The organism is Allokutzneria sp. NRRL B-24872, assembly GCF_002155965.1.
Lineage (GTDB): Bacteria > Actinomycetota > Actinomycetes > Mycobacteriales > Pseudonocardiaceae > Allokutzneria.
In genome coordinates, this window is record NZ_MUMH01000029.1 from 77278 (window position 1) to 99064 (window position 21787).

Annotated in this window: 32 protein-coding genes; 22 read left to right on the forward strand and 10 right to left on the reverse strand. The window is 65.7% G+C overall.

Annotated elements, in window-relative coordinates:
- Positions 1-9 precede the first annotated feature (9 nt).
- Positions 10-714, forward strand: a complete 705-nt coding sequence (locus CCN37_RS08900; protein WP_246842904.1) for a glycosyltransferase family 25 protein — start codon at positions 10-12, stop codon at positions 712-714.
- 77 nt (positions 715-791) lie between these two features.
- Here CCN37_RS08900 and CCN37_RS08905 read toward each other — a convergent pair whose 3' ends face one another.
- From CCN37_RS08905 to CCN37_RS08920, 4 genes are all read right to left on the reverse strand, one after another.
- Entirely contained in the window at positions 792-1466 is a 675-nt protein-coding gene (locus tag CCN37_RS08905; RefSeq protein ID WP_086820208.1) for a DapH/DapD/GlmU-related protein, read from the reverse strand.
- Positions 1457-2248 carry an alpha/beta hydrolase gene (locus CCN37_RS08910; RefSeq protein WP_086820209.1) on the reverse strand — a complete coding sequence of 264 codons (792 nt, stop codon included), beginning with the start codon at positions 2246-2248 and terminating at the stop codon, positions 1457-1459. The genes CCN37_RS08905 and CCN37_RS08910 overlap by 10 nt, the downstream gene beginning before the upstream one ends.
- 299 nt (positions 2249-2547) lie before the next feature.
- Positions 2548-2778 carry a DUF397 domain-containing protein gene (locus tag CCN37_RS08915; protein ID WP_086820210.1) on the reverse strand — a complete coding sequence of 77 codons (231 nt, stop codon included), beginning with the start codon at positions 2776-2778 and terminating at the stop codon, positions 2548-2550.
- A gap of 36 nt (positions 2779-2814) precedes the next feature.
- Positions 2815-3663: a helix-turn-helix transcriptional regulator gene (locus CCN37_RS08920; RefSeq protein WP_168200584.1), complete on the reverse strand. Its 849-nt coding sequence runs from the start codon at positions 3661-3663 to the stop codon at positions 2815-2817.
- A 329-nt stretch (positions 3664-3992) separates the two neighbouring features.
- Between CCN37_RS08920 and CCN37_RS39695 the strand changes: the two genes are divergently transcribed.
- The 20 genes from CCN37_RS39695 to CCN37_RS08995 all read left to right on the forward strand — a co-directional run bounded on the left by CCN37_RS39695 (position 3993) and on the right by CCN37_RS08995 (position 15098).
- Positions 3993-4136: a hypothetical protein gene (locus tag CCN37_RS39695; protein ID WP_168200585.1), complete on the forward strand. Its 144-nt coding sequence runs from the start codon at positions 3993-3995 to the stop codon at positions 4134-4136.
- Between the two features lie 791 nt (positions 4137-4927).
- Positions 4928-5353, forward strand: coding sequence for a hypothetical protein (locus CCN37_RS08925; protein WP_086820212.1), 426 nt, complete (start codon positions 4928-4930; stop codon positions 5351-5353).
- Between the two features lie 200 nt (positions 5354-5553).
- The gene (locus CCN37_RS08930) at positions 5554-6327 is read left to right on the forward strand and encodes a hypothetical protein (RefSeq protein ID WP_086820213.1); all 774 of its coding nucleotides are present in this window, start codon (positions 5554-5556) and stop codon (positions 6325-6327) included.
- Positions 6328-6374: 47 nt separating this feature from the next.
- A complete protein-coding gene (locus tag CCN37_RS41385) occupies positions 6375-6539 on the forward strand; it encodes an RNA polymerase-binding protein RbpA (RefSeq protein ID WP_256388027.1) in 165 nt (54 codons plus the stop codon).
- Positions 6506-6679 carry an RNA polymerase-binding protein RbpA gene (locus CCN37_RS42300; protein ID WP_086820214.1) on the forward strand — a complete coding sequence of 58 codons (174 nt, stop codon included), beginning with the start codon at positions 6506-6508 and terminating at the stop codon, positions 6677-6679. The genes CCN37_RS41385 and CCN37_RS42300 overlap by 34 nt, the downstream gene beginning before the upstream one ends.
- Positions 6680-6745: 66 nt before the next feature.
- Positions 6746-7624 (forward strand): trypsin-like serine protease, encoded by an 879-nt coding sequence (locus tag CCN37_RS08940; protein ID WP_143261510.1) that lies wholly within the window; start codon positions 6746-6748, stop codon positions 7622-7624.
- Between the two features lie 149 nt (positions 7625-7773).
- Complete coding sequence (locus CCN37_RS38895; protein WP_143261511.1) at positions 7774-8046, forward strand: hypothetical protein; 273 nt, start codon at positions 7774-7776, stop codon at positions 8044-8046.
- Positions 8047-8139: 93 nt separating this feature from the next.
- Positions 8140-8493, forward strand: coding sequence for a hypothetical protein (locus tag CCN37_RS08945; protein WP_086820216.1), 354 nt, complete (start codon positions 8140-8142; stop codon positions 8491-8493).
- Positions 8494-8628: 135 nt separating this feature from the next.
- Positions 8629-8775, forward strand: coding sequence for a hypothetical protein (locus CCN37_RS39705; RefSeq protein ID WP_168200586.1), 147 nt, complete (start codon positions 8629-8631; stop codon positions 8773-8775).
- A gap of 178 nt (positions 8776-8953) precedes the next feature.
- The gene (locus CCN37_RS08950; protein ID WP_086820217.1) at positions 8954-10342 is read left to right on the forward strand and encodes an MFS transporter; all 1389 of its coding nucleotides are present in this window, start codon (positions 8954-8956) and stop codon (positions 10340-10342) included.
- A gap of 142 nt (positions 10343-10484) precedes the next feature.
- On the forward strand, positions 10485-10706 hold the full coding sequence (locus CCN37_RS08955) for a hypothetical protein (RefSeq protein WP_143261512.1): 222 nt from the start codon (positions 10485-10487) through the stop codon (positions 10704-10706).
- 175 nt (positions 10707-10881) lie between these two features.
- Positions 10882-11508: a hypothetical protein gene (locus CCN37_RS08960; RefSeq protein ID WP_086820219.1), complete on the forward strand. Its 627-nt coding sequence runs from the start codon at positions 10882-10884 to the stop codon at positions 11506-11508.
- A 73-nt stretch (positions 11509-11581) separates the two neighbouring features.
- Positions 11582-12058 (forward strand): hypothetical protein, encoded by a 477-nt coding sequence (locus CCN37_RS08965; RefSeq protein WP_086820220.1) that lies wholly within the window; start codon positions 11582-11584, stop codon positions 12056-12058.
- Positions 12059-12113: 55 nt separating this feature from the next.
- Positions 12114-12293: a hypothetical protein gene (locus tag CCN37_RS08970; RefSeq protein WP_086820221.1), complete on the forward strand. Its 180-nt coding sequence runs from the start codon at positions 12114-12116 to the stop codon at positions 12291-12293.
- 38 nt (positions 12294-12331) lie between these two features.
- On the forward strand, positions 12332-12481 hold the full coding sequence (locus CCN37_RS39710) for a hypothetical protein (RefSeq protein ID WP_168200587.1): 150 nt from the start codon (positions 12332-12334) through the stop codon (positions 12479-12481).
- Between the two features lie 473 nt (positions 12482-12954).
- Positions 12955-13212: a hypothetical protein gene (locus CCN37_RS08975; RefSeq protein WP_086820222.1), complete on the forward strand. Its 258-nt coding sequence runs from the start codon at positions 12955-12957 to the stop codon at positions 13210-13212.
- Complete coding sequence (locus CCN37_RS08980) at positions 13206-13583, forward strand: hypothetical protein (RefSeq protein ID WP_086820223.1); 378 nt, start codon at positions 13206-13208, stop codon at positions 13581-13583. The genes CCN37_RS08975 and CCN37_RS08980 overlap by 7 nt, the downstream gene beginning before the upstream one ends.
- The gene (locus tag CCN37_RS08985) at positions 13580-13852 is read left to right on the forward strand and encodes a hypothetical protein (protein ID WP_086820224.1); all 273 of its coding nucleotides are present in this window, start codon (positions 13580-13582) and stop codon (positions 13850-13852) included. Before CCN37_RS08980 ends, CCN37_RS08985 begins: the two co-directional genes overlap by 4 nt.
- A gap of 5 nt (positions 13853-13857) precedes the next feature.
- Positions 13858-14655, forward strand: a complete 798-nt coding sequence (locus CCN37_RS08990; RefSeq protein ID WP_143261513.1) for a DddA-like double-stranded DNA deaminase toxin — start codon at positions 13858-13860, stop codon at positions 14653-14655.
- Positions 14652-15098, forward strand: coding sequence for an Imm1 family immunity protein (locus CCN37_RS08995; RefSeq protein WP_168200588.1), 447 nt, complete (start codon positions 14652-14654; stop codon positions 15096-15098). The genes CCN37_RS08990 and CCN37_RS08995 overlap by 4 nt, the downstream gene beginning before the upstream one ends.
- 99 nt (positions 15099-15197) lie before the next feature.
- Here the strand turns inward: CCN37_RS08995 and CCN37_RS09000 are convergent, their stop codons facing one another.
- The 4 genes from CCN37_RS09000 to CCN37_RS09015 are packed head-to-tail and all read right to left on the reverse strand — an operon-like array spanning position 15198 to position 19124.
- On the reverse strand, positions 15198-16586 hold the full coding sequence (locus tag CCN37_RS09000; protein ID WP_086820227.1) for an NAD(P)/FAD-dependent oxidoreductase: 1389 nt from the start codon (positions 16584-16586) through the stop codon (positions 15198-15200).
- On the reverse strand, positions 16583-17785 hold the full coding sequence (locus CCN37_RS09005) for an MAB_1171c family putative transporter (protein WP_086820228.1): 1203 nt from the start codon (positions 17783-17785) through the stop codon (positions 16583-16585). Before CCN37_RS09005 ends, CCN37_RS09000 begins: the two co-directional genes overlap by 4 nt.
- A 2-nt stretch (positions 17786-17787) precedes the next feature.
- On the reverse strand, positions 17788-18342 hold the full coding sequence (locus CCN37_RS09010; RefSeq protein ID WP_086820229.1) for a hypothetical protein: 555 nt from the start codon (positions 18340-18342) through the stop codon (positions 17788-17790).
- Positions 18339-19124 (reverse strand): helix-turn-helix domain-containing protein, encoded by a 786-nt coding sequence (locus CCN37_RS09015; protein ID WP_168200589.1) that lies wholly within the window; start codon positions 19122-19124, stop codon positions 18339-18341. Before CCN37_RS09015 ends, CCN37_RS09010 begins: the two co-directional genes overlap by 4 nt.
- 398 nt (positions 19125-19522) lie before the next feature.
- Here CCN37_RS09015 and CCN37_RS09020 point away from each other — a divergent pair, with 398 nt between their 5' ends.
- Positions 19523-19858, forward strand: a complete 336-nt coding sequence (locus tag CCN37_RS09020) for a helix-turn-helix domain-containing protein (RefSeq protein WP_086820231.1) — start codon at positions 19523-19525, stop codon at positions 19856-19858.
- Here the strand turns inward: CCN37_RS09020 and CCN37_RS09025 are convergent.
- Both CCN37_RS09025 and CCN37_RS09030 read right to left on the reverse strand, forming a co-directional pair.
- Entirely contained in the window at positions 19855-20253 is a 399-nt protein-coding gene (locus CCN37_RS09025; RefSeq protein ID WP_086820232.1) for a hypothetical protein, read from the reverse strand. The two genes, CCN37_RS09020 and CCN37_RS09025, sit on opposite strands and share 4 nt — an antisense overlap.
- 1001 nt (positions 20254-21254) lie before the next feature.
- A complete protein-coding gene (locus CCN37_RS09030) occupies positions 21255-21704 on the reverse strand; it encodes a hypothetical protein (RefSeq protein ID WP_143261514.1) in 450 nt (149 codons plus the stop codon).
- Positions 21705-21787 lie beyond the last annotated feature (83 nt).

Below are 21787 nucleotides of genomic sequence, written 5' to 3' on the forward strand. Positions count from 1 at the left end.
CGAACGTACGTGATCAACCTGCCGCGACGCCCCGACCGGCGCGCATGGATCGCCAGTAGCCTTCCATTTGAACTGCCTGTTACCTTCACCTCGGACTGGACCGGCCCGTTCGATGGCCGTGACCTGACAACGCATCAACTTGAATCCCAGGGGTACAAGCTCTTTCCCTGGAAGGTCGAATCTGATAATCCGTGGTGGAGCAGGCCCCTGAAGTACGGCGAAGTCGCCTGCACCTTGGCGCACCTGGCCTGCTGGCGCCATGCTGCCCAGAGCGGGGACGAGGCTTTCATCGTCATCCTCGAAGACGACGCCATCCTACCGGCGACCTTCATCGAAGACCTGCTCGATGGACTGCGTCGGCTGACGCAGGACGCTCCCTTCGACCTGCTCTACCTGGGCCGGGTTCCGCTTGAACCCGAGCATGACCGACCCGTTGTGGAAGGGTTCGCCTCACCGGCCTACAGCCACTGCACTTTCGGCTATCTGCTCACTCGCTCCGCGGTCGACAAGCTGCTCGCCGCCAGCTTGGAACAGGCCATAGTCCCAGTCGATGAGTTCCTGCCGGCCCTCTATATCGATCATCCCCGTCCCGATCTTCGCGCCAGGTTTCCCAAGCAGCTCACCGCCATTGCTTTCGACCCGCCGCTAGTACGCCAACGTCCGAAGGACGAAGCAGGCAGCGACACCGAGGACTCCGACTTCATCGAGCACTAGCGTTCTCCGCTGGTTCGCCTGGTTCAGCGGCCTCACGCCAGTGACATGGCCGATGTGGCCAGTTCAGCCAGGGGCCGTCACAGCTGGGGCCTCGCGGAGGACGACTGCCAGTGGCCGATGAGGCTTTGCAGTCGGCGTCCCTGCCACCGGGCAGCTGGAGTGAGGACGTTCACCCCCGTGGCGATGTGCTCGGGCGGGACGTCCTTCGTGACCACAGCGCCCGCAGCGACATAACTCCGCGGACCAATCCTCACTCCGCCCACGACCCGAGCCCCGTAGCCGACGACCGAGTCCGCCTCGATCACCGGAGGCTCCTCATCGACTTCCCACCAGCCCTCATGCGGACGGGCGTACTCGTGCACGAGCTCGCCCATTACTGTGGAGCGGTCCCCGATACTCGTGCCGTCACATACAAAGCCCGCAACGCACGCATCCGCTCCGATGGTCACGCGATCGCACACATATGCCCCGTAAATCAAGCGAGCGCGCTCACCGACTTTGCTGTTGTACCCGATGCGCACTCGATCCTCGACCACGCAGCCGGCACCGACGTGAACTCCCTCGTGAATCACGACATGGTTGGCCACTAAGCAGTTGGGACCGACCGTGACAGGCTCGCCGATCATAACTGAGCCCGGCACCTGCTGCTCGGCGCGCAGGCGTTCTTCCTTTGGGTAGCCCAAGACACAGAACTCGCCGACCGCACTGCTGGCGTCTATTCGAACCGGCGCATACAGGGAGGTTATGTCCACGCCCGCTCCTCCCCCCCGAGCAGCCACTCAATAGTGACAGTCACAGCCTCATTCTCACGATCACGCGTATCAAACCCATGATCGGAGCCGCGTACGGTATGAAAATCCGTGTTGGGGCGTGTCGCTGCTGCCTCCTGCGCGATCTCGTACGACACCGCGCTGTCACGGTCGCCATGTACTACCAACGCAGGCACCCCGCTCGCGACCAAGTAGTCCAGCGGCTGGTAGTGCCCGAACTCTTCGAACAAGACTCTGCCCATTTCGAATTCGCCGTCGAGCAGCAAGAAACCCTGAGTGGCGAGGAGGCGCTGTTGCTCCGCACTGAAGTTCTCTTTACCCCAGGGCAGTTCCGGCTTAAGGAAGGTGCGGCGCAGGTCGAGTACGGGGTTCCATAAAGCCAATCGGATGAGGTTGCCCTCCAACCATGGAAGAGACAGCGATGTCGCCACAGCACCGAAGCTTGAAGCTACGATGGAACGAGGGCCAGGGAATCGCTGATCCGCGTACTCGACGGCAGCCTGAAGGTCCAGCAGTTCGCCCGCGATAGTTGCACCGCGCTGAGTTCCCCCGCTCTTGCCGTGCCCACGAAATGAGAATCTCAGCACGTTGAACCCTGCGTCCGCCAGGCCGTCAGCGAGTCGGACAAACATTCCGCCTTCGGTCATGTTCGCGTTGATCCCATGCGCCTGAATGACCGTGCCAAGGCTTGTTCCTGAACTAGCGGTGTGCACGGCGGCTTCGAGCTGTAACCCATCAACCGATGTCAACGCCACATTCTGCACTTGGTGTCCCCTCACTGCTGACTGGTCGTGCGCGAACGCAAGTTTGCCGCACACGGCTACAGCACAAGCGCCACGACCCCGTGCTCGTCCCACGGAGGGTGCAAAGTGTCCAGCTTTTGTCCAACCGGACTCGGGGTGTCCACAAACACGGGAGGCATCTGGGCTAGCCCCCCATGACAGCCCACCGACATCCTCCATACGGCGACGACCAACCGTAGGGAAGTAGACGCATCGTGGGCAGCTGGCGCAAGCCAGGAGGGCGAAGGGCGGGGCAGCCGCGGCCGTCCCGCCCCTGTCACTCAGCAGCCCTTGAGCTCGCCGGCCTTGAGCGCAGCGAGGAAGCGGGTGTAGGCCAGCGGACCGAAGACCAGCGGCACTCCGTCTGGTCCCTGCTTCGAGTCACGGATGCCCACGACCGGCTGATCGGCAAAGAAGTTCACTTCGACGCAGTTGTCGTCCCCGCCACCGTTGACGCCGCTTCTGCTGCTCTTGCGCCACGTGTCGGGGCGGAAGGTAGGACGAGCCTGCACAGTGCACCCCTTCCGGAGGTTCGTTGGGCGGAGCTGTCACGACAAGCGTTCGATCGCAGCCTGCATCAGCTTGATCGACTCGGGGACCGAGAGCGCGAAGTCGTTCAACTCGTTGAAGGTCAGGTTACAGGTCTCGACGTCGTTCTCAGCCTGCAAATAGACCGAGCCGCCGATGCCGTCGGTATAGGCCATGTCCGGCACGTCGTCGTCGGGAAACGTCAGGATGCAGAACCAACCACCCAAGCCCGGATACGCGCCGACGCTCTCTGGCACGACTTGGATCGTGATGTTGGGGCGCTCCGCCATCTCGATCAGGTGCCGCACCTGCTCCTGCATCGTGGCCGACCCTCCGATGGGGCGCCGCAGCGCGGCCTCGTCCAGGATGACAACGAGCTCCTGTGGAGGGTGCTCGTCCAGCGGAAGCCGCCGCTTCAAGCGAGAGGCGACCCTGCGTTCGAGCTCCTGTTCCTCGATCTTCGGGCGAAACCCTCTGATGACCGCGCGGGCATAGTCAGCGGTCTGGAGCTGGCCTGGAATCTTGTTGTCGAAGACGCGGATGAGGCTCGCAGCGGCCTCGTTGGCGATCAGCGGCTTGACCTTGACGGGAATCGTGCTGTGCGGCTGTTGCCACCAACCGCGCTGGCGCGTTTCCTTGGCGATCCGTTTGAGTTCCTGCCGTTCGCGCTCCTCCGTGTGGCCATACGCGCTCAGCATGTCGTCGATCTCGTCGGGCAGGACGCGCTGGCTCTCGTTCTCAATGCGCGTCAGCTTGCCGCGCGCCCAACCCATCCGCTGGTTGGCCTCGTCGTGCGTGAGCCCGGCAGCCTCGCGCAGTTCCTTGAGTCGCAACGCGAGCTTGCGGCGCTGCCGCGCGGGGTTGGCCACGGCGTCCTCCTGATCATCAAGTCGTCCGTGCACACCGTACGAGGCGAGAGGTGGCCAGTGCGACTCGTCCGAACAGGTGAAGAAACCGTGCGTTGAGAGTTTGCGTGTTGCGAACTCTCAACACACGGTTCACTCTCGATGTGTCCGACTCCAGCGGCCAACTAGTCGAGGAGGAGCCGATGTCGAGGGCAAGCGCTCCACAACAGGACTTGAAGTCGGCAGAGCCGACGGTGTGGGTTCACGATCACCGATGGCATCCGACGCGCCTCCACGTTCACCGTGGCAACCAAGCACTCCATGTGGTTCCCCGAGGTGAGAGGTCCTTCCTCGTGAAGGACGAGGACGCACCGGTCTTCTTCTGCAGCCTGCTCTCCAGCTACGGGGCGCAGCAGAAGCTGGAGATCGTTTCCGCCATGCTGCGCTCAGTTGGCGGCTTCTCCAGCATCGAGACGGCTGGAGCGCGAACGCCATGAGCCGCAGCCTGGTTCGTTCCTTGGACGCGCTGGTCGGACAACTTGACGTCGTGCTTGACGAACTCGACTCGGCGCCGCTTGTGGCTCACCGCACGCCATCGCACGCCGAGGCACTGCATTTTGCCGTTCGATGGTTCTACTCCATGCGTTCACTGCATGACGGTGTGCCTGCTCTGCGATCACGATGGCGCCGAAAATCGGGTAAGCACAGCCGGGTCTGCTCAAGTTGCCGAACGATGCTTCAGCAGCAGCGGGTGTCGTGGCCGTGCCCTTCCCTGATCGAGATCGATCGACATTTGGACACAATCTCGCGATTAGAGCGCAAAGCAGCTCGCCGCGAGGAGGCTTCAACCTTCAACCCCCCCTGCGGCGCAACGCTTCGCACGCGCGATCTGATCTCATAGCTCCGGCTGGCACCGCTGACCACTATGGCGCGGCACCTGCCGTGCGGGTGGCGAGACGATCTCCCGCAAACGCGTCTCGCCACCCGCCTCCATCCCTTCCCTGCCAATCCCGGCCGTTCGCTGAGGTCGAAACCCCCACGAACGAACGCTTGCACCGATGGCCCACACCGATGCCCAGCAGATGGTTGATCGCCCCCTTGGGTCGACGACTAGGCCACCGGTCGCGGAGAACTTCCCGCCTCTCTGCGGCCGGACATGAGAGGGACTGCGGACGGCTTCCACCTCCCCCGAGTCGTCCGCAGTCTCTCCAGAAGCCTTACATACCAGTGAAATCAGGTAGTTATGAACCGTCGACGACGTCCTCAGCCAACTGTGCCGGGTCTTGGCATGCTCGACCGGACCATCTCGATCCCCGACCACGATCCGTATGTGCTGGAGCGGTTCCCGCGACGTACGGAGATCTCTGAGCTTGACCGCCGTCGGTACGAGCGGAGGATCATCACGGCGTACCGGGCGGGGATGTGTCGCCATCCGATCGCGCTCCGGACGGGCTGGCACTTCAAGGCGGTCAAGGACATTCTCGCGCGGGCCCAGCTGATTGAGTGGGATCGGGAAGCCGGTCTGATGGCGTTGTGGGCCGTGCATGTCTCGGATCTGGTGTGGCGTGGGGTCGTGGAGCGAGGCGAGAAGCTTGAGCAGACGGCGGCACGGATGGAGATGTTCGCACCTGCCGCCAGACGCTTCTATCTGTTCGCGAAGGTGTTGCGCCGCAACGTCTCTCCGCGCCCGCCTGATCTGACGAGTCTCTCCTAGAGGTCAACTCGCCGCCCGATCACTTCCCAGCTCCGTCCGTTTCGTGTTGTCGCACAACAGGGTCAGGTGCCATGACTGTCTATCCGAGGGTTCCGGTCATACCTGTTGATCTCGACATGTCCCGCGTTGAGATCCCAGATCATGATCCGTTCGCGCTGCCTATCTTCCCTTCCCCTCTGGGGGTCGCCGAGGAGGATCGCGTGGCGCTTGAGCGGAGGCTGGTCGACGCGGTGCGTGCGGGCTACAGGGCGTGTTTGCTGCACGAGCCGACGAAGTGGACTCAGGAGCGCATCGACGAGATCCTGCACCGCCACGGCGTCGGTGGTGACGATGAGCTGTGGGGGCTTCAGGCATTGGTGGCCTACCACGTCGGTGATCTGGTGTGGCTGAACCTGGAGGAGCGGGGACGCCTGGTGCACGAGGTGTGCGAGGACATGGGTCTGCCGCTGTCGATGTTGGTGCGACTCCACATGCACACCGAAGTCCACAGGGGTGTCGCACCCGTCGCCGAGCTCCGTTCGCACGATCACGATCCCGCTTCCTGGGGTGAGCATCCGGACCTCTCCGTCGACACGGTCGTTGTCCCTGAACGTGATCCGTTCATCCAGCCGCAGCGCAGGCTTCCCGACTACATGACGATCGGCGAGCTGGATGCCTTGGCCGATCGCGTGGTTCGGGCTTATCGCGCGGGCGAGCACGTCGCTTACATCACCCGTCGCACCGGTCTTGTCCAGGGCGAGGTGACCGCCTACTTGAGCGAGGCCGGCTCGCCGCCGGGCAAGGAACAAACGGCGGGCCTGCTCCAGTGGGTTGATCTTCTCGTGATCGAGCGCATGACCCGAGAACACCTCGCCGGGGAGTCCGTGCGGGTTCTCGCGCAGCGCTACCGGATGCCTGTCCACGAGGTGATCAAGGAGGTCGCGAGGGCCACCCGCGACGTCCTGCGACACGACTGCGGGGAGGCAGCTCGATGACTCGGCTTCGCAACGGCTACACCCGCAATGTGCTTGGAGACAAAGGCATGCACGTCAGCCATGAGCGGCCGTACGCCGAGCGCGCCCTCACCGTGTCGAGGGCCTTCCGCTGTCCGAAGGCGCACGTGTTCGCGGTGTCTTTCTCGGCAGACGTTCCGGATCTGCCTGTTGAGTGGGGATGTCGCCGCCACGGGACGGTTGCGGGGCCGTGAGCGCGCCGGATTACAAGCCGCGGCCCGTCCGGGTTCGGACGCACTGGGACATGCTCCTCGAACGGCGCACTATCCCCGAGCTGGAGGCGCTGCTCGACGAGCGACTAGAGCTGTTGCGCCGAAGCCGCAGTGCCGCCTGATCGTCTTTCCCTGCAACAGGTCCCCGGGCAGAGCGTCCGGACAGCGTTGCTACAGAAGAAGGAATCGTGAGACAGAGAACGAAGAAGGCCGTGCTGTCGTCGGCCGCTCTGCTGGTCGTGATGACCGGCGTGAGTGCCGCCCAACCGGCGATGACAACCCCGTCGACCGAGCAGGCCGAGAGCAGGATCATCGGCGGGACACCCGCCGACTTTCCCTTCGCCGTGTCGTTGCAGTTCGCGCACAAGGGAAATCCCGACTACGACTTCTGTGGCGGGGCACTGTTGCCCGGCGGCCGGCACGTGCTGACCGCCGCGCATTGCTTCATGCTGCCCGGCCACCCGAAGCCAGAAGCGGTGCACGTGCGGGCGGGGCATCCCGACAAGCACCAGGGCGAGTTCGCCAAGGTGGTCGGTGCCCGCATCGCGGACTTTCATCAAGCGCCGCCCGGAGTCAACGACATCGCCGTCCTCACGCTCGATCGGCGCCTTCGCGCTCGGCCTACGTGGATCGCCCCGTCCGCCGGGGAGTTCGGCGCGACCGTCCGCGCGATCGGCTGGGGCCGCACCGACGAGGCCGGCCAGGGTGACGGCTCGCAGATCCTGCACCAGGTCGATCTGATCCGTACCACCCGAGCCGCCTGCTCGGTCGGGTCGATCGACGATCGCGAACTCTGCCTCGCGCCACGGAGCGGGCAGAACGCGGGAGTCTGTTACGGCGACTCCGGAAGCCCCGGGCTCCGGAAAGTCGCCGGACGCTGGATGGTCGTGGGCGTGGCTAGCCGGGGCGCGCGGACGAACGGCCGTTGTGGTGGAGGCGCACCGGACATCTTCACCGACGCCACCGCGCGCCAGCACCGGGACTTCGTCGTCCGCGCTGTCCTGGACCGACCGCACACCGCCGCGGTCTCTGACGCCGATGTGGCCCGGCTCGCCGAGGCGAGCTAGCCGCACCGGGCGATGAGGCGGGGACGGCCGAGTCTGTAGCTCGGCCGTCCCCGTCACGAGGCTACCGCCGCCTCTCCGCAGAAGCCGACCAGCGGGCCGTCTCCTGGCCTGTCGGCATCGCATCGACGAGCACGAACTGGAGCAAGGCCATGCACGTCTATCACGAGCAAGTGGCAACCCCTGCGAGCACTCGCACCACCACCGGGTCCGCTGTCGCACAGCTGAACCAGTCGATCCTGTTCAAGGAACTCCCCGGCCTCGTCCGTGAGGAGTTCATCAAGCTGGCTCGCCACCTAGACCATCTGGGAAACCCCGCAGCGGTAACGGCACTGAAGGATACCGCTTCCCGCGTCGCCACCGAGATGACGGCCAAGCAACGTCAACGCGGTTCCTCCGCACCCGCACGGCCGAGAACCCGCTAGTTCGCCGACCGCACACGGACAGGGCGGGCACGGTCGAGCTCTCGACTCGGCCGTGCCCGCCACCACCTTCGCGCCGCCCCTTGGGAGAACTCGATGGGGATCACTCCCCTTCCAATCCTCGATCTCGAAACGACGCTGTACATCGACAACGTGGTCGCGCTCGAACCGGGTATGACGATGTCCGTTGACGCACAGCAAGAAGACATCCTCATCAAGCTCAGCGACCCGAAGACCGGCGCGGCAGTCGACCTCATGATCGACCCTCCGATGTTCGGCCTACTCCTGAACGCCATGACATCGGAGTGGGCGAGGTGGAACGTCACCTACAGGGGTCTCTACTACGGCCATGTCCACGAGGACGATGAGGCAGCGATCGACGACAACTTCGTTAGCGACTCGCCATTCGACGACGCGGCACCCCCGGAACACCAGGTCGGCGCTCACTGACACCGTCCCTGCACAGAGCCGAGGAACCGCGTGTCCAACGCGTATGACCCCCACAGTCCAGAGGGCTTCGCCATCCCCCTCTGGCGCTCGCGGGAGGCCGCACACGATCGGCGACGCGTTGACGTGGAATCGTCGATGATCATCCCGAGCCTGAGCGGGCATCACGACAATGACGAACTGCGGACGCTCGCCCGCGAAGCCGAGATGCTGACCTCCTCCTTGCTGGCCAAACTCCAAGCCCTCACCCGAGCCCTGGACAAGCACTCCTGCAACGACACGTGAAGGCTGCGATCACTGTGGCACGCAAAGCAAAGAGGACCAGTCCCGGAACGGATTCGCCGACGTCCTCGTAAGCGCGCGGTCACCGCAGCCTCCTTCGCCCGCCGCAACACCGCCATCGCCTGCGGCGCCCACTCATCGCACTTTGTCTTGATACACCAACAGAAACGTGATCGCATCCATGCCCACTCCCGTCGTCGATGCCTTCCCCGCGTCTCAGCACGGAGCCTCCGCGCAGCCACGCACGCTGTGGCGGCTGCGCCCGTTTCGCCTGCTGCTCACCGCGCGGGCCTGCTCCGCGCTCGGCGACGGGCTTTCCCGCGTCGGACTCGTCTTCACCGTCCTAGGACTACCCGGTGGAACAGCCGCCGATCTCGCGGTGGTGATGGTGTGTCTGGCGCTGCCGCAACTCCTTCTCGCGCCCCTCGGTGGTGTTCTCGCCGATCGTCTGCCCCGAGGCCGAATCATGGTCGTCGCTGACCTGCTCGGTGCGACGACGCACGCGGTCCTGGCCGTGGCGGTGCTCTCCGGGACGACCTCGATCCCGGTGCTGGCCGTGCTCGCGGCGGCAACGAGCGTCAGTACATCACTGTTCGGGCCTGCCTCCCGCGCCGCTGTCCCCGAGCTGATCTCGACCGTGCACCTCCAGTCGGCTTACGCGGTGCTGCGCACCAGCACCGCCGTCGCCATGCTCATTGGTCTGAGCTGTTCCAGCGCCGTGGTCGTGTTGGTCGGCCCCGGCGTGGCGTTCGCTGTAGACGCACTGTCCTATGTGGTCAGTGCCCTCTGTATCGCCGCCGCGCGCGTACCCTCGCACCGCGTTCGCGGAGACAGTCGGCCGTGGGCGGATCTGCGCGAGGGTGCTCGGCTGGTTGCCCAGCGTAGGTGGGTGTGGCGGACCTCCCTGCACATCGGCACGTGCTTCGCCACTTTCGGTGCTGTCACCACGATTCTGGGGCCGGTGGCGGTCAGCGACGGGCTCGGGGGCGTGTGGGCGTGGTCGGTCATCATCGCCGCCCCGTCCGTGGGTGCGCTCCTCGGCTGCACCGTGGGCTACCGGATACGCCCGGTGAAGCCGTTGGTGTGGGCGATCGGCTGCGCTGCGGTCTACCCGATTCCCATGGTGTCACTCGCCCTCGGCGCTCCCGTTCCCGTGAGCGCGAGCGCGATGTTCTTGGTGGGACTGGGAACAAGCCTGTCGCTGATCCTGTGGGACACCGCACTCAACCAGCACATCCCCGCCGAGCTGCGCGGGCGCGTGGCCAGCATCGACGACCTCACCCACCTGACGCTCACCCCAGTGGCGTTGCAGGTTGCTGGTCCGCTGGCAACCGCCTACGGCCACCGGCCGGTGCTCCTCGGGTGCGCGCTGATCATCGCCACCTCCGCCGCACTCGCGCTGCTCTCCCCCCACGTACGCAACCTCTCCAGCCTCGCCGCCACGCCCCCCTCGACCGACACCATGCTGTGCCCCGACACGGCATCCGATCATCCTCACGCGGTTTCCGCTCCGCACCAAGGGAATCCGAGACCCGCCAACGATGTCGAGGCGGAAAACGTTGGCAAGTAACGATGATCAGCCGAGCGTGGAGCCATCGAGCGCGGGCGCAACAATCCTCATGCTGCCGCGCCCAGCCACCCCTCAACCGCAGCAGACCCCAAGGGGGAACACGGCGATCACCGAGCAGGTCGGCGAACTCTGCGATGACGCCGTGAACAAGCTCGACTACGCACTGATGGCACTCCACTCGGTCATGGCGGCAGCGAAGCGGTTTCCCGGTGAGCTACCGCCGGTCATCACCGACGCGCTACCCCGAGTCGATGACCTCGCCCAAGACCTCCTACTCCTGCTGTGTCGGTACGTCGATCACGTCGAGTCGCACAGGGAAACCGACACGCCTCCGGCAACCGTGACCTTCCTCAAACCGAGATAGCCGACTCGAAACCAGAAGCGCGTTCACGCCACGGTAATTCCAACAATTTTGTTGGTGCATAAGGAGAATCGATGGATGCCGACCACGCGAGGGATCAGGCGGTAGAGACGACGGTCGTCCGCTCCCCGAGCACACCCGTGTATCCCACGGGCACGCCGTGCGGGGTGGACGGGCGATGAGCAAGTACGTCAAGCACCGAGACCCGGATCGCGCTGGGCGGCTGGCGCAGGTGAACGCGCTCTTCGACAGCCTGTCCAGCGCTCCTCTGATCGCACACCGCCTCGGAGTGAGTCGCGGCGTCCTCGCTGGCCTTCTGCGGGAAGCCAACGCGGGAATCCTGGAGAACATCGGGCCGCTGGAGTCGAGCAATCCTCGGGCAGTGCAGCTCGCTCATGCCTGCGCCGAGCACTACCGGCGGAAGATGACGCTGTTGACGGTCGCCGCTCGCGTCGGCCTGTGCGAGGCGGAGGGGCGCACGCTTCTGCACATGATCGGCGTGCACACCTGCCGGTGCCGGTGCGGCCCGCACCCAGACGGCGTTCCAGCCACCCCCGCGCCTCCCTGTCCGGAGGTGTGGAAGCGGCTGCCGAACGGGATCGAGCCCGGCTCGCTACACAGGCCCGAATCCCGGCAACGGATCGCCGAACTCGTGGCCGAAGCGGTGAGCAAGGGCCACTTGCGTCACCAGATTGCCGAGCGCCTGAACGTGTGCGAGGACACCGTGACACGGCTGCGCCAGTCCGCGATCGGGAAATGGCCCGCTGCCTGTGTCTGTACGTGCGAGATCACGACGGCACCGTAAAGGAGAACACGATGAACTTCGCCTAAGCACATCCAACGATACACACTTTTCTACATTCCAAGGAGAAGCCGCAGTGGATTTGCACCTGCCCGATGTGATCGAGCTTGACTCCCTGGAGAAGGAGATCATTCTCGACGCGTATACGAGTGCGTGTCGGCTCGTGACACAGCACGGCCAGAACGAATCATGGAAAACCAGGACCGCGGTCCACTGGCTGATGAGCCCGTTCCGCCCGGAAGGCGAGGCCGGATTCCGTCAGCTGGCCGACCTCCTGGAACTTCGCGACTTCACCTGGAAGCCCCAGGTGATCGACCCTCGCCAGGCACAGGCCGTGCTCACGGACGACACGACGACCCTGGAAGTGATCGGGAAGATCGGGATTCAGGCGAATGGATACCGGCCCGATTATCGGGCACTCGCCACGAAGCACCAGCACCTGTTTTTACATCTCGGAACGCGGACACGGTCTCGGGGTTCGAATGTCCGCCGCTACTGCACCGCTCACGCGCGAAGCGGCGTCATCTGGGCCACCTCCAGCGCGATGACATAACCACCGTGCGCCGCACACCAATCGAGCTTTCCGCTTTCACATAGGAAGAAGTCGCATGGGACTGCACTTTATCGACAATCACGAACTGCACGTACTGGTGCCCAGCATCTCCTTCGATGCGACACCGGAGGAGGTCCGTCGGCTGATCGTCGAGCTGCAACGTGTCTACGAGCTGTGGCACCGCGGATGCGTGGTGGACCGCGGTTCGGAGGCAGGAACCGGCTCGGACTACTGACCTCCGCAGCGAGCGCACAAGAAAAGGCCGGTGCGGGCGTGCTGCGAACCGAGACGGCGATGCAGGAGCTGCACACGGCCTGGAAAGGCTCGCGGCACGACCCCGCGTTCACCGCGAAGCCGTTCTTCGCGACCGTGTTGGCCAAAGTCAACGACGGGCTTGCGCGGCCCGCGCCGCCTGCCCGCTGAACAGGTCGGTGACGCATGGCCGCCACCCCGGAACCACAAGGCCCGCTCGCCCACGACTCCGCTGTCGACCTGACCGCTCGGCGCCGCTGCGTGCGGCACCAAGCATTCGCCGCCCTTCCCGCGTTCGGCACGCGCACACGACATCACCGAGCCGAGACCAATCACGTCGACTCCCCACCTCACGGAGACCCCATGCCCCACCACGACAAGGACATCGCCCTCCCTGAACGCGCGCGTCGTCGCCGCGTCACCGGACTGCTGGTCTTGGCCGCAGCGTTCTCCGGCTATCTCACCGTGCCCGCAGGGCAGCGCAGCACCCTCGCCCCCGCGCGCACCACCACGTCGAACGCCGACACTCTTCAGAGGACAGTCCACCAAAGGCCCATCCCGTCCACAGAGGAACTCGGTGGGCTACAAGCGGTCGCAGCCACCTTCAGCGTGTTCGCGGAGCTCCCGGGTCCAGGGAGGCGGCGATGACCGCGCCGTGCCCGATCGCGGTGGAGGGCGTCTCGGCACCGCTGGATCTCACGACGCCGACGCCGGTGTCGACCAGCCTTGTGCTCACCGACTCCACCCGCGCCCGCCTCGAAGCGCTGGGCGAGCCCTCCTACGCCGAAGCGGTGCGCATCGTGGTCGAACTCGGCCGCGAGATCCACGCGGTGCGCGAGGCGGACCTGCCTGGCCTGCCCCCGCTGCCCTGCCCCCGGTCTGCGAATGGGGCTCAGTGCTGACCATCAACCTCACCCTCGCCACGCGGGCCAGCATCCACGACGCTGCGGCCGATCTCGCTCCCCGCCTCCGCGCGCGGTGCACCCGCGCCTCGGACTCGTCGGTGCAGCAGTACGCGCTGCCGGAGCGCCACTACGCCGCCGAGTTCCTTCTGCGCGACGGGCTGCACCTGCACTCCGTGCTGCGCGCTGGGCACTCCGTTCGTTTCGGCCCCTCAGCTCAACGCGAGGAGTTCGTCTTGCTCATCAACAACAAGCAGGCTCCGCAGCCCCAGGCCGCGCAGGGCACGGAAGCTCCTCCTAGCTCACTTCCGTTGTCCCCCAAAGCATCGCAGCTGGGATCGCCTTCCGAAGAGGCGAGGTGCGTGCGGTGAGCGAGTACCACTCCTCGGTGCGGGATGTCTCCGAGACGCTGCGTTTGCTCGCCCAACGCCTGGACCTCCGAGCCGGCGAGGCCGCAGCACTCCATCGTGCCCGGCACCAGACGGAAGTGACGGTGGCCCACGTGTGGGTGGGCTCGACCCACGACGCCGCCTACACCGCACGCGCCCACATCGCCGTCGGCGTCGCCGCTCTGGACCAAGCCGTGGCCGGTCTGCGCCGCGTCGCCCAGCTGCTGCGCGACGTCGCGGCGAGGATGTGACCGGCATGCCCTCTCCTCTCGCCGAGGTCATCGCACGGCTTCGGCATGCCCGCGACGACCTCGCCCCCGCCGAACTGCACGCGTTCGCGGAGGCCATCCGTGAACAGGTGTGGCAGCCGCTCGGGCAGCTCAGCCGCAGCACCACCAACGTCGGCCTCAGCGACGCACTCGGGCTCCTCGACGCCACGATGCACGGCTTCACCGACGCCGCCGATCAGTTCACGATGGCCACGGAGAAGATCACCGACTACATCATCGACGTCTACGGCCTCGTCGAGACAGCGGGCCCCGTGGCGAGCACGCGTCGCCCCGCGCCACCGCCGGAGACGGTGTGGGTGCCTCGGTCCGAGCTCGTGCCGCCGCCGACGTTGGCACGCACCCTCGACCCGGCGTGGGCTCGGTGGGAGCAGGACACGCTTCCCCTACGCCCCACCGGCACCGAGCCGCAGACCGGCCGGGTCTGCTTCAGCGACGGCAGCGACCTCACCCTCGTCAGCGGCCCCGGTGACCGCGAACTCATCGCCGCGGCCAGGACGCAGCTCGCGAACTCCGGGCAGTTTCCGCGACCAATCGCGGGCCTGCCGGTAGCCGCTGCTGCTCACGTCGAAACCAAGACCGCGACCCTGATGCGGCACAAGGGAATCACCTTCGCCACCCTCGTCCTTAACACCAGCGAGGTCTGCGACGGGATCTACGGATGCAGGCAGGCCATCCCCGCTATCCTCCCTCGCGGCTGCACCCTGCTGGTGTGGACGACCGAGGCCGCCAGCCCCCGCGTCTTCCACGGAAAGGCCAACCAGTGATCGTCAGCGCGCTCCTGTCCCAGCGCTTCCGCTACGCCACCGCGCCCGCCGCCATCACCACGTTGATCGAGTTGGCACTCAGCGGGCGACATTGGCCGAACCGCAGCCTGTTCTACCTCTCCGACCAACGCTGCTCCAGCCCCGACGAGGACGGACACGGCGGGCATTACCCCGGACACCAACTGGGTGTCGGCACCACCCGCGACGGCCACCACGCCGCGCTGCACTACTGCGCCAGAACGCCCCGAGAGGTTGTGGCGCAGTCGCTGAGCGCACCACCGCTCCCGGACGCACCCGAGATCATCTACGACGCCGAGGCGCAGGAGTTCTTTCCCACCAACGCTGTCCTGCCCCGCGACCTCGCTCACGCCGCGATCGCCGAGTACCTTCGCACCGGTGCTCAGCCGACGGTGATCACCTGGCAGCCCGCGCACATCCTGTGACCCGCTCGCCCGAGACCACAGCACTCCCTTCGACGACCGGGACCTATGTCTACCCGAACGTATTCGCTGGGCTCTCAGTTGGTGCTCAATGCGGGTGGTTCATCGGCACTGCGCGAGGACTTCTCGCTCATCCGGGGTGAATGGTGGTTCGGAGAGCGGCTTCACCGCAGGGTCTGGGCCTCGAAGGGCGCTGAGGAGAACGCTCGGGCGCATGAGGGCCTCTGCTGGTGATGTGGACAGGGTGAAGATGGCCATTTGGGCGTCGGCGATGGCGGGGCGGCTCATTGCCGAACGACCGAGCCGCTCCTGAAAGCGCTGTGCGAGCCCGTCGCGGGATTCTGGCCTTGGGCCGAGGGTTTGCGGGAATCGGAAGTCCTGGCTGGTGGCCATCATCCACGCGTCCTGCGACGCGCGGGCGATCGCGCGCTGGATGTCCTGGGACGCCTCGGCTCTTGCGCGCGCGAGCCCGTCGCGCAGGGCGACCGCGCCACGGGCGGCGACGGTCAGGCCGTGGCCGTAGACGGGGTTGAAGGTGGCCGCGGCGTCGCCCAGGACGAGGAAGCCGGGCGGAACGAGCTTGTCGAAGTGCTTGCGCCGGTTCGCGTCGGCTTTGAACCCGAAAGGAGAACCGAGCGGCTCGGCCAGGTCGAGGAGTTCGGCGATCGTCGGATACGGGAGCCCTGCTGCGAAGTCGTGGAAGCCGGCTTCCTCAACCGGTGGGTGTCCGCCGACGGTGCCGGAGAGGGTGACGCTCCAGGTGCCGTTCTCGATGGGGAGCAGAAGTCCTGAGCCGCGGACGCGGTCGGTGCGCGTGGGGTCGGCCATGATGTTGATCGCGGGCAGGTTGTGCGCGCCGTCGGGGGCGCGGTAGCGCCGGGTGACGTAGAAGATCTGCGGGTCGACCACGTCCTCCTCCACCTCGGGCAGGCCGAGTTCGACGAGCCACTGCGGCGCGCGGGAACTCCGCCCGGTGCTGTCGATGACGAGGTCCGCCTCGATGGTTCGCTCAGTCCGCGTTGCGCGGTCGCGGATGCGCGCGCCGGTGACGCGCGCGGGATCACCGGTGAGGCCGACAACGTCAGCGGAGCTGACGAAGGTGATGTTGTTGTGGTCGAGCAGGCGCTCGCGGACAGTGGCTTCCAGCAGCGCTCGACTGCACCCGATGATGAACTGCCGGCCCTCGTGACGAGGGAACCAACCGCCACCCGCTGCGGTGGCCATGTAGCGGCCGGGGAGACCGATTCGTTGTGCGCCAAGAGAAAACAGGTGATCGGTGATGCCGGGGAGGAGTTTATCGAGGGCTCGGGCACCGCCGGAGACGAGGACGTGGGTGTGGCGACCGTGCGGGATGCCCCTGCGGGGCGCCTCGGCGTCGTCGAGGCGGTCGCGATCGACGACCATGACAGTGTCGGCGTGGTGTGCGAGCACGATCGCAGCCAGCGTCCCGGCGAAGCCGCCGCCGAGCACCAGTGCGTGGCGCATCGTCATGAAGTCAATCCTCCGTGAACATCGGTAGAAGCGTTGGTGTGCAGGAACTTCTCAGGTCGGCGCGACGACGTTCTGGTGCGATCGTGCAGTGCTTGAGAGACGAGGAGGAGCCAGGAGCGCTCGTCGACGATGACGTGCGCGGTCCGTCCGGAAACTCGGGCGTCGTCGGCAGCCTCGGGGATGCGGGGCACTTCTCCCCGCTCGTAGGCGTCGATCGCGTCCAGAATCATCGCGGCCTCGTGGTCGGCGTGCTCGCGGTCGATGGCGTGGGGGCGGAGGCGGTGGTGCCAGTCGTTGATCTCCACGATCCTCCACAGCAGGCGCGAGCCTGGCGCCCAGTCGGCAAGCCCACGGCTTCGGTGGATACGGGGTAGCCCGGCGCTGTTCAGCGTCGTCCACAACGGCTTCAGCCGTCGGTAGTCGCGCGTGTCGTCGTAGGCGCGCTGAATCCCTTGGAGTGCAAGGGAGATGCGTGGCCCCCACGCGGAGATCGTCATGCCGACGATGACAAGCGGCAGGGCCACCGTGGAGCACTCCTGGCCGACGAGGATCGCGGGCGTGCTCCACGAGGCGCCGCTCCAGCGGCCGATGAGCGCGACGAGGATGAGGATGCTGCCCGTGCAGGAGAAGGCCAGTCCGAACGAGGTCGTGCGCAGTCCTCGCCGAAGCCACGGCCGGTCGAGGGTTCCGTCGTCGAGGGACCAGCGCCAGCACTGGAGCACCACGCCGCCCATGGTGACCGAGTACGCGAGGTAGTGGATGGCGAGCATCGCGCTCAGCCACGGCGCGCTGGCGTAGGTGACGGTGAAGTCGTCGTGGTTTTCCTCAGGAGCCCCAAGGAAAAACAGGATCGTCTCGGCGGCGACTACGGTGGCGTAGAACGCCATGGCCCAGCGGGTGGTGCGCCAGGCTCGTGCTCGGTCGTGGCGCCAGTACACGAGCATGGCGTGTGCCGAGCCTGCCCACATCAGCGTGAGCACGTGCATCAGCAGCGCCGCGAAACTCGGGATGCCGAGCGCGTTGTTGACCGCGGCGCCGACCGAGGGCGGTACGAGGATGGACGCGGCGGCGACGGCCATGCCGCCGGTGCAGACTGGGATGATGGACGGGCGGACCTCGGCGGGCGCGGAGCGCCACACCGACACCTTGTAGAGAACCAAAGCGACGGTGGCACACGCGAAAATCGCCCAGATCGGCATGGCTACTCCGCCTGCCGTGACGACGGTCCGCCCATGGAGAACCAGACGCGTGTGGCGGCGTCCGCCCTACCTGCGGGCGATTCCGGCGCCGCCGGTTCGCGAGCCCAGTCGAGAACGGTTCTGAGCAGCACGCCCGCCAGATGCTCGGCTTCGAGCTCGTCGCGGTGAGGCGAGGGTGATCGGCCCGCGAGGAGTTGGAGCATGCTCGGCGAGATGTCGGGGTAGAACAACTCCTGGGCGAGGTCGCTTTCCGCCTCAGGGGGTTGATGATCGCAGAGCATGTGCGAAAGCTCGTGCAGCAGGATGTGGACGCGCTGGGTCCAGCTCGCCACGGTCGTCACGATGACGAGGTAGGTGCCTTCGTTGGTGACGGCCCACAAGCCGGTGAGCCCGCGTGGGCCGAGATCGTCGAAGCGGAGCAGAATTCGTCGGCCGAGCCAGGCCGAGACGATGTCGCACAGGTGCGCGCACATCGCGTCGGGGGGCGCGGTTCGGTCGAGGTGCTGAAGCTCGTCCAGGAGCCGGGCTCGGAGTGCGCGCACCTCCCGCCGCTTCATCTCGTCTCCTCTGCCGTGTCCTCGTCGCTGGCTTTGCCACACTCGTCGAGCGCGTCCTGACCGTGGTCGGCGCTCGATGGACGTTGATCTAAAGCCGCCTGCACGGCGATCTCGACCTGCGAGCTAGGACGCAGAGCACTCACCAGCGCCTTCAAGATGTCATCGCGAATCTCGCGCGGCTGGTCGGCAGCACGGAGGATGAGTGCGTTGACGCCGAGCTGGTTTAGCGTGTGGTGCCGTGCCAGCTGCTCTTCGAGTTCGGCGGCGAAGGCATCGTCGAAGAAGTAGCGGGGCTCCGTGCCGAATGCCTCTGCCAGCGCGACGACGTGCCTCATGGGCGGGTTCGTCGTCTTGCCGCTGCGGAGGTCGACGACCGTGCTCGGTGAGATCGTCCACAGTGGATCGTCGAGCTCCCGCCCCCGGTCGCGGACGCGCGTAACAATGGCGTCCGTGGTCATCTCCGGCCGTCCAGGCGGATGCACGAGCGCGAACAACACGTTGAGCTTCTCCGCGAACGGCCTCCGAGGCAGACTCGCGGCGGGGACACGCTCACGCGGCCCGCCGACGAAGAATCTCGGGTGGACGTCCAGGGCCTCCGCGAGCGCGATGACGGTGATGTAGGAGGGCTTGGTCCGTCCTCGGCGCAGCGCGGCGATGTAGCTGTGCGTGAAGCCGGTCCGCTCCGCGAGCGCGACGTTGGAGAAGCTCCGTCCCGCAGCCGTGCGCCGCTCCTCGCACACCTCGTCGAGCAGCTCTCTGAACGATCTCGCGCTGATGATCACACCCCCGCCCGTACCACCTTCGATCGTCCGCTTGTACTCAGTTGATGCCTATGCCCCAATCAGGTTCATTCCCATCCAAGGACTGCGCCAAGCCCCACAGCGGCTTACCCTGCATAAATAGACTCAAACGGCGACGGATCGCTCTCGACCTTCAACTGAGTACAAGCAAATGTCGGTGCCCAGCGAGCACCGGCGACGAGCGCTCTGTGCCGCGCTCCGTGTCAGATGCGGGATCTGCACGGGGCATCGAGTTCACGGGAAGGAACGAGCACGTTCGGATTTCGGGGCGCCGTCGCAGAGCGCGTTACCTCTGCACACGGCGGACAGAGCACCAAGTTCGTGGACCAGATGCGGGATCTGACCCACGAAAACTTGAGCTCAACGGGGAGGGATGAGCAATGGCAGGAGATTTCTGGAGTGGCGTGACCGACGCGGCTCACAAACTACGGGGAGAGTGGGTTCCAGCGGTGCTGGCGGCCTTGGCGGATGGCCGGCCACACCGCTTCACCGAACTCGCAACCACTATGCGCGACAACGAGAAGCGGAGGGGCGGACGCGTGCTGCACGACGCGGTGCTCGTCCGGACACTGGAGCGCATGGAGATCAACGGCTTGGTCGCGAGGGTCGAGCGGCCGGGGGCATTTTCGCGAGTGGTGACGTACCAGCTCACCGACGAGGGGAAGTCCTTGATCGCCGCGCTCGGACCGATCGGTGACTGGGCACGACGGGCCTAGCAGGTGCCAGAGGATGCGAGGGTCAGGCCGGTCACGAGCCACTTGCCGCGGTCGAGCCTGACCACCGCGTCCACATGCTGACGGCCTGCCGAGGGCTTGTCGGAGCGTCCACCCGCCATCCGGTACTTCGGCCACAGCGCGGCGTCGAAGCAGTCGACAAGCAACACCTCGACCGGCATCTCGGGTACGCGGACGGCGAGGACACGCGGTGTGGGAGCGGGTCGTCCGAGGGTGATGAACCCGCCGATCCGGTCGCGGTAGAGCCAGCCCTGGATCTCACGCAGTGCTTGGTCGCTGGCGTGGCGGGACAGGGTCGAGGTGCCGTGGTCGGAGGTCGCCGCCGCCATCGCGTAGTCCTGCCACAGCAACGTGTAGCTGGCGAGCGCGTCGTGCACGGCGTCTTCTGTAGCTGCCGACAGAGATGTCGGCAGCGCCGGGCCTGGTCGCAGTGGTGCCAGCTCTCTCGTGATCGTTGTCTCCGGTGGACGGGCTGACGAGGAGGCAGGGTGCTGATCTGGGGAGGTGCATCCGGCCAGCACTACGAGCCCGATCATCGCCAACATTCCTTGCCTTCGGATGTTCATAGAAGTTCCCCGTTGTCGCGGCCAGCTAAGAGGGCTCGACTCGGTGCTGACACCAAAGGAAGTAGGTCGGCTATGTCGGAGTTCACTACGCACTGGACAGCGAGCGACGCTGACACGCAGCCGGCGGCAAACTCCGCTGTTCGAGCCATTTGTTACTGCGGATGGGCGGGCCACTTCGCAAGCCACGAAGCGGCCGACGCCGCACTGGAAAAGCACGATTGCACGGCCGGCGACGATGCTGCGGTTCTTCAACGCCTGGAAGAACAGTGCCACATGGGCCGACGTTGGTGACGTGAGAATTTCGACGAGGCGGCCTCTCCGGAGAGAGGCCGCCCACAGCACGCCATTGAATCAAGCGAACGAGGCACTTCAACCCCAACAGCGACCAAGAACCCACAAGTCGTAAAGCATTCCCCAGTCAACGCCGACAAAACCGAGCTTGCGCGTCTGCCAGCCGTCGACACACTTATAGGTGTACTCTTCCCCGTAATATTCCAGCTTGAGTCGAACCGGATAATCTGTACAATTTCGATAGAAGCCAATATGATTGTCTACCGAGAATCCACATGGCCGACTCGCCCTTGCCTCAACAGGTGAGGACGTCGCGAGACCGCCGTCGGCAAGCAAGGTAGCGGCGACCATGAACAAAGCTGCGATGCCTCTAGCCAGCCCTCTTCGTAGCCTTGTTGACCCAGTCGTGGATCTGACCATTTCGAGATTCCTTCAATCTTCCCCTGGAGCCCTCTCTTGGCTACTGAAGGCGCATTCGGGGCCCCTGGGATCGTTGAGCGATAAGCACGCGGCAAAATCGGCTACAGGAAGCACACTCGCGGTTCGTAATTGCCTTCGGGACCGGTGATGCGCACCTTCGCGGCGCCCGTGACCGGTCCCACGCGGATGTCCTTGCGACCGATGCCGTACCACTGGACCTCTCGGGCCAACACGCGCCCACTGTTGCAGTCGTGCAGGTAGATCCACGTATCGTCTTTGGCCGCGATGAGGTCGGCGTGGGTTGCGCCATTAGCGCCGCGCCATACCTTGAGAAGCGCACCGCCCTGGCGGTGTTCGTGAACGAGGCGGTATCCGGGGGCCGACGCCGCGTTGGCGGTAGCCGAGGTCGCAATAGGAACGGAAAGCGCGCCGGTAACGACGACGAGCATGGCGGCCATGCGCATCATCGCGGCTCGACTCTGCGGCTTTCGTTCTCGCATCGGGTCGAGCGACCAGGATTCGTCACGTTGTGCGCTCGTTGTTGATTTCACAGCGGCCTCCATTGGCACGGTCGAGTTCCGGGAAGTGAAGAGCGTCGACGGTGTTCGTCAACGTGTTTACTTCCTATCGCGCC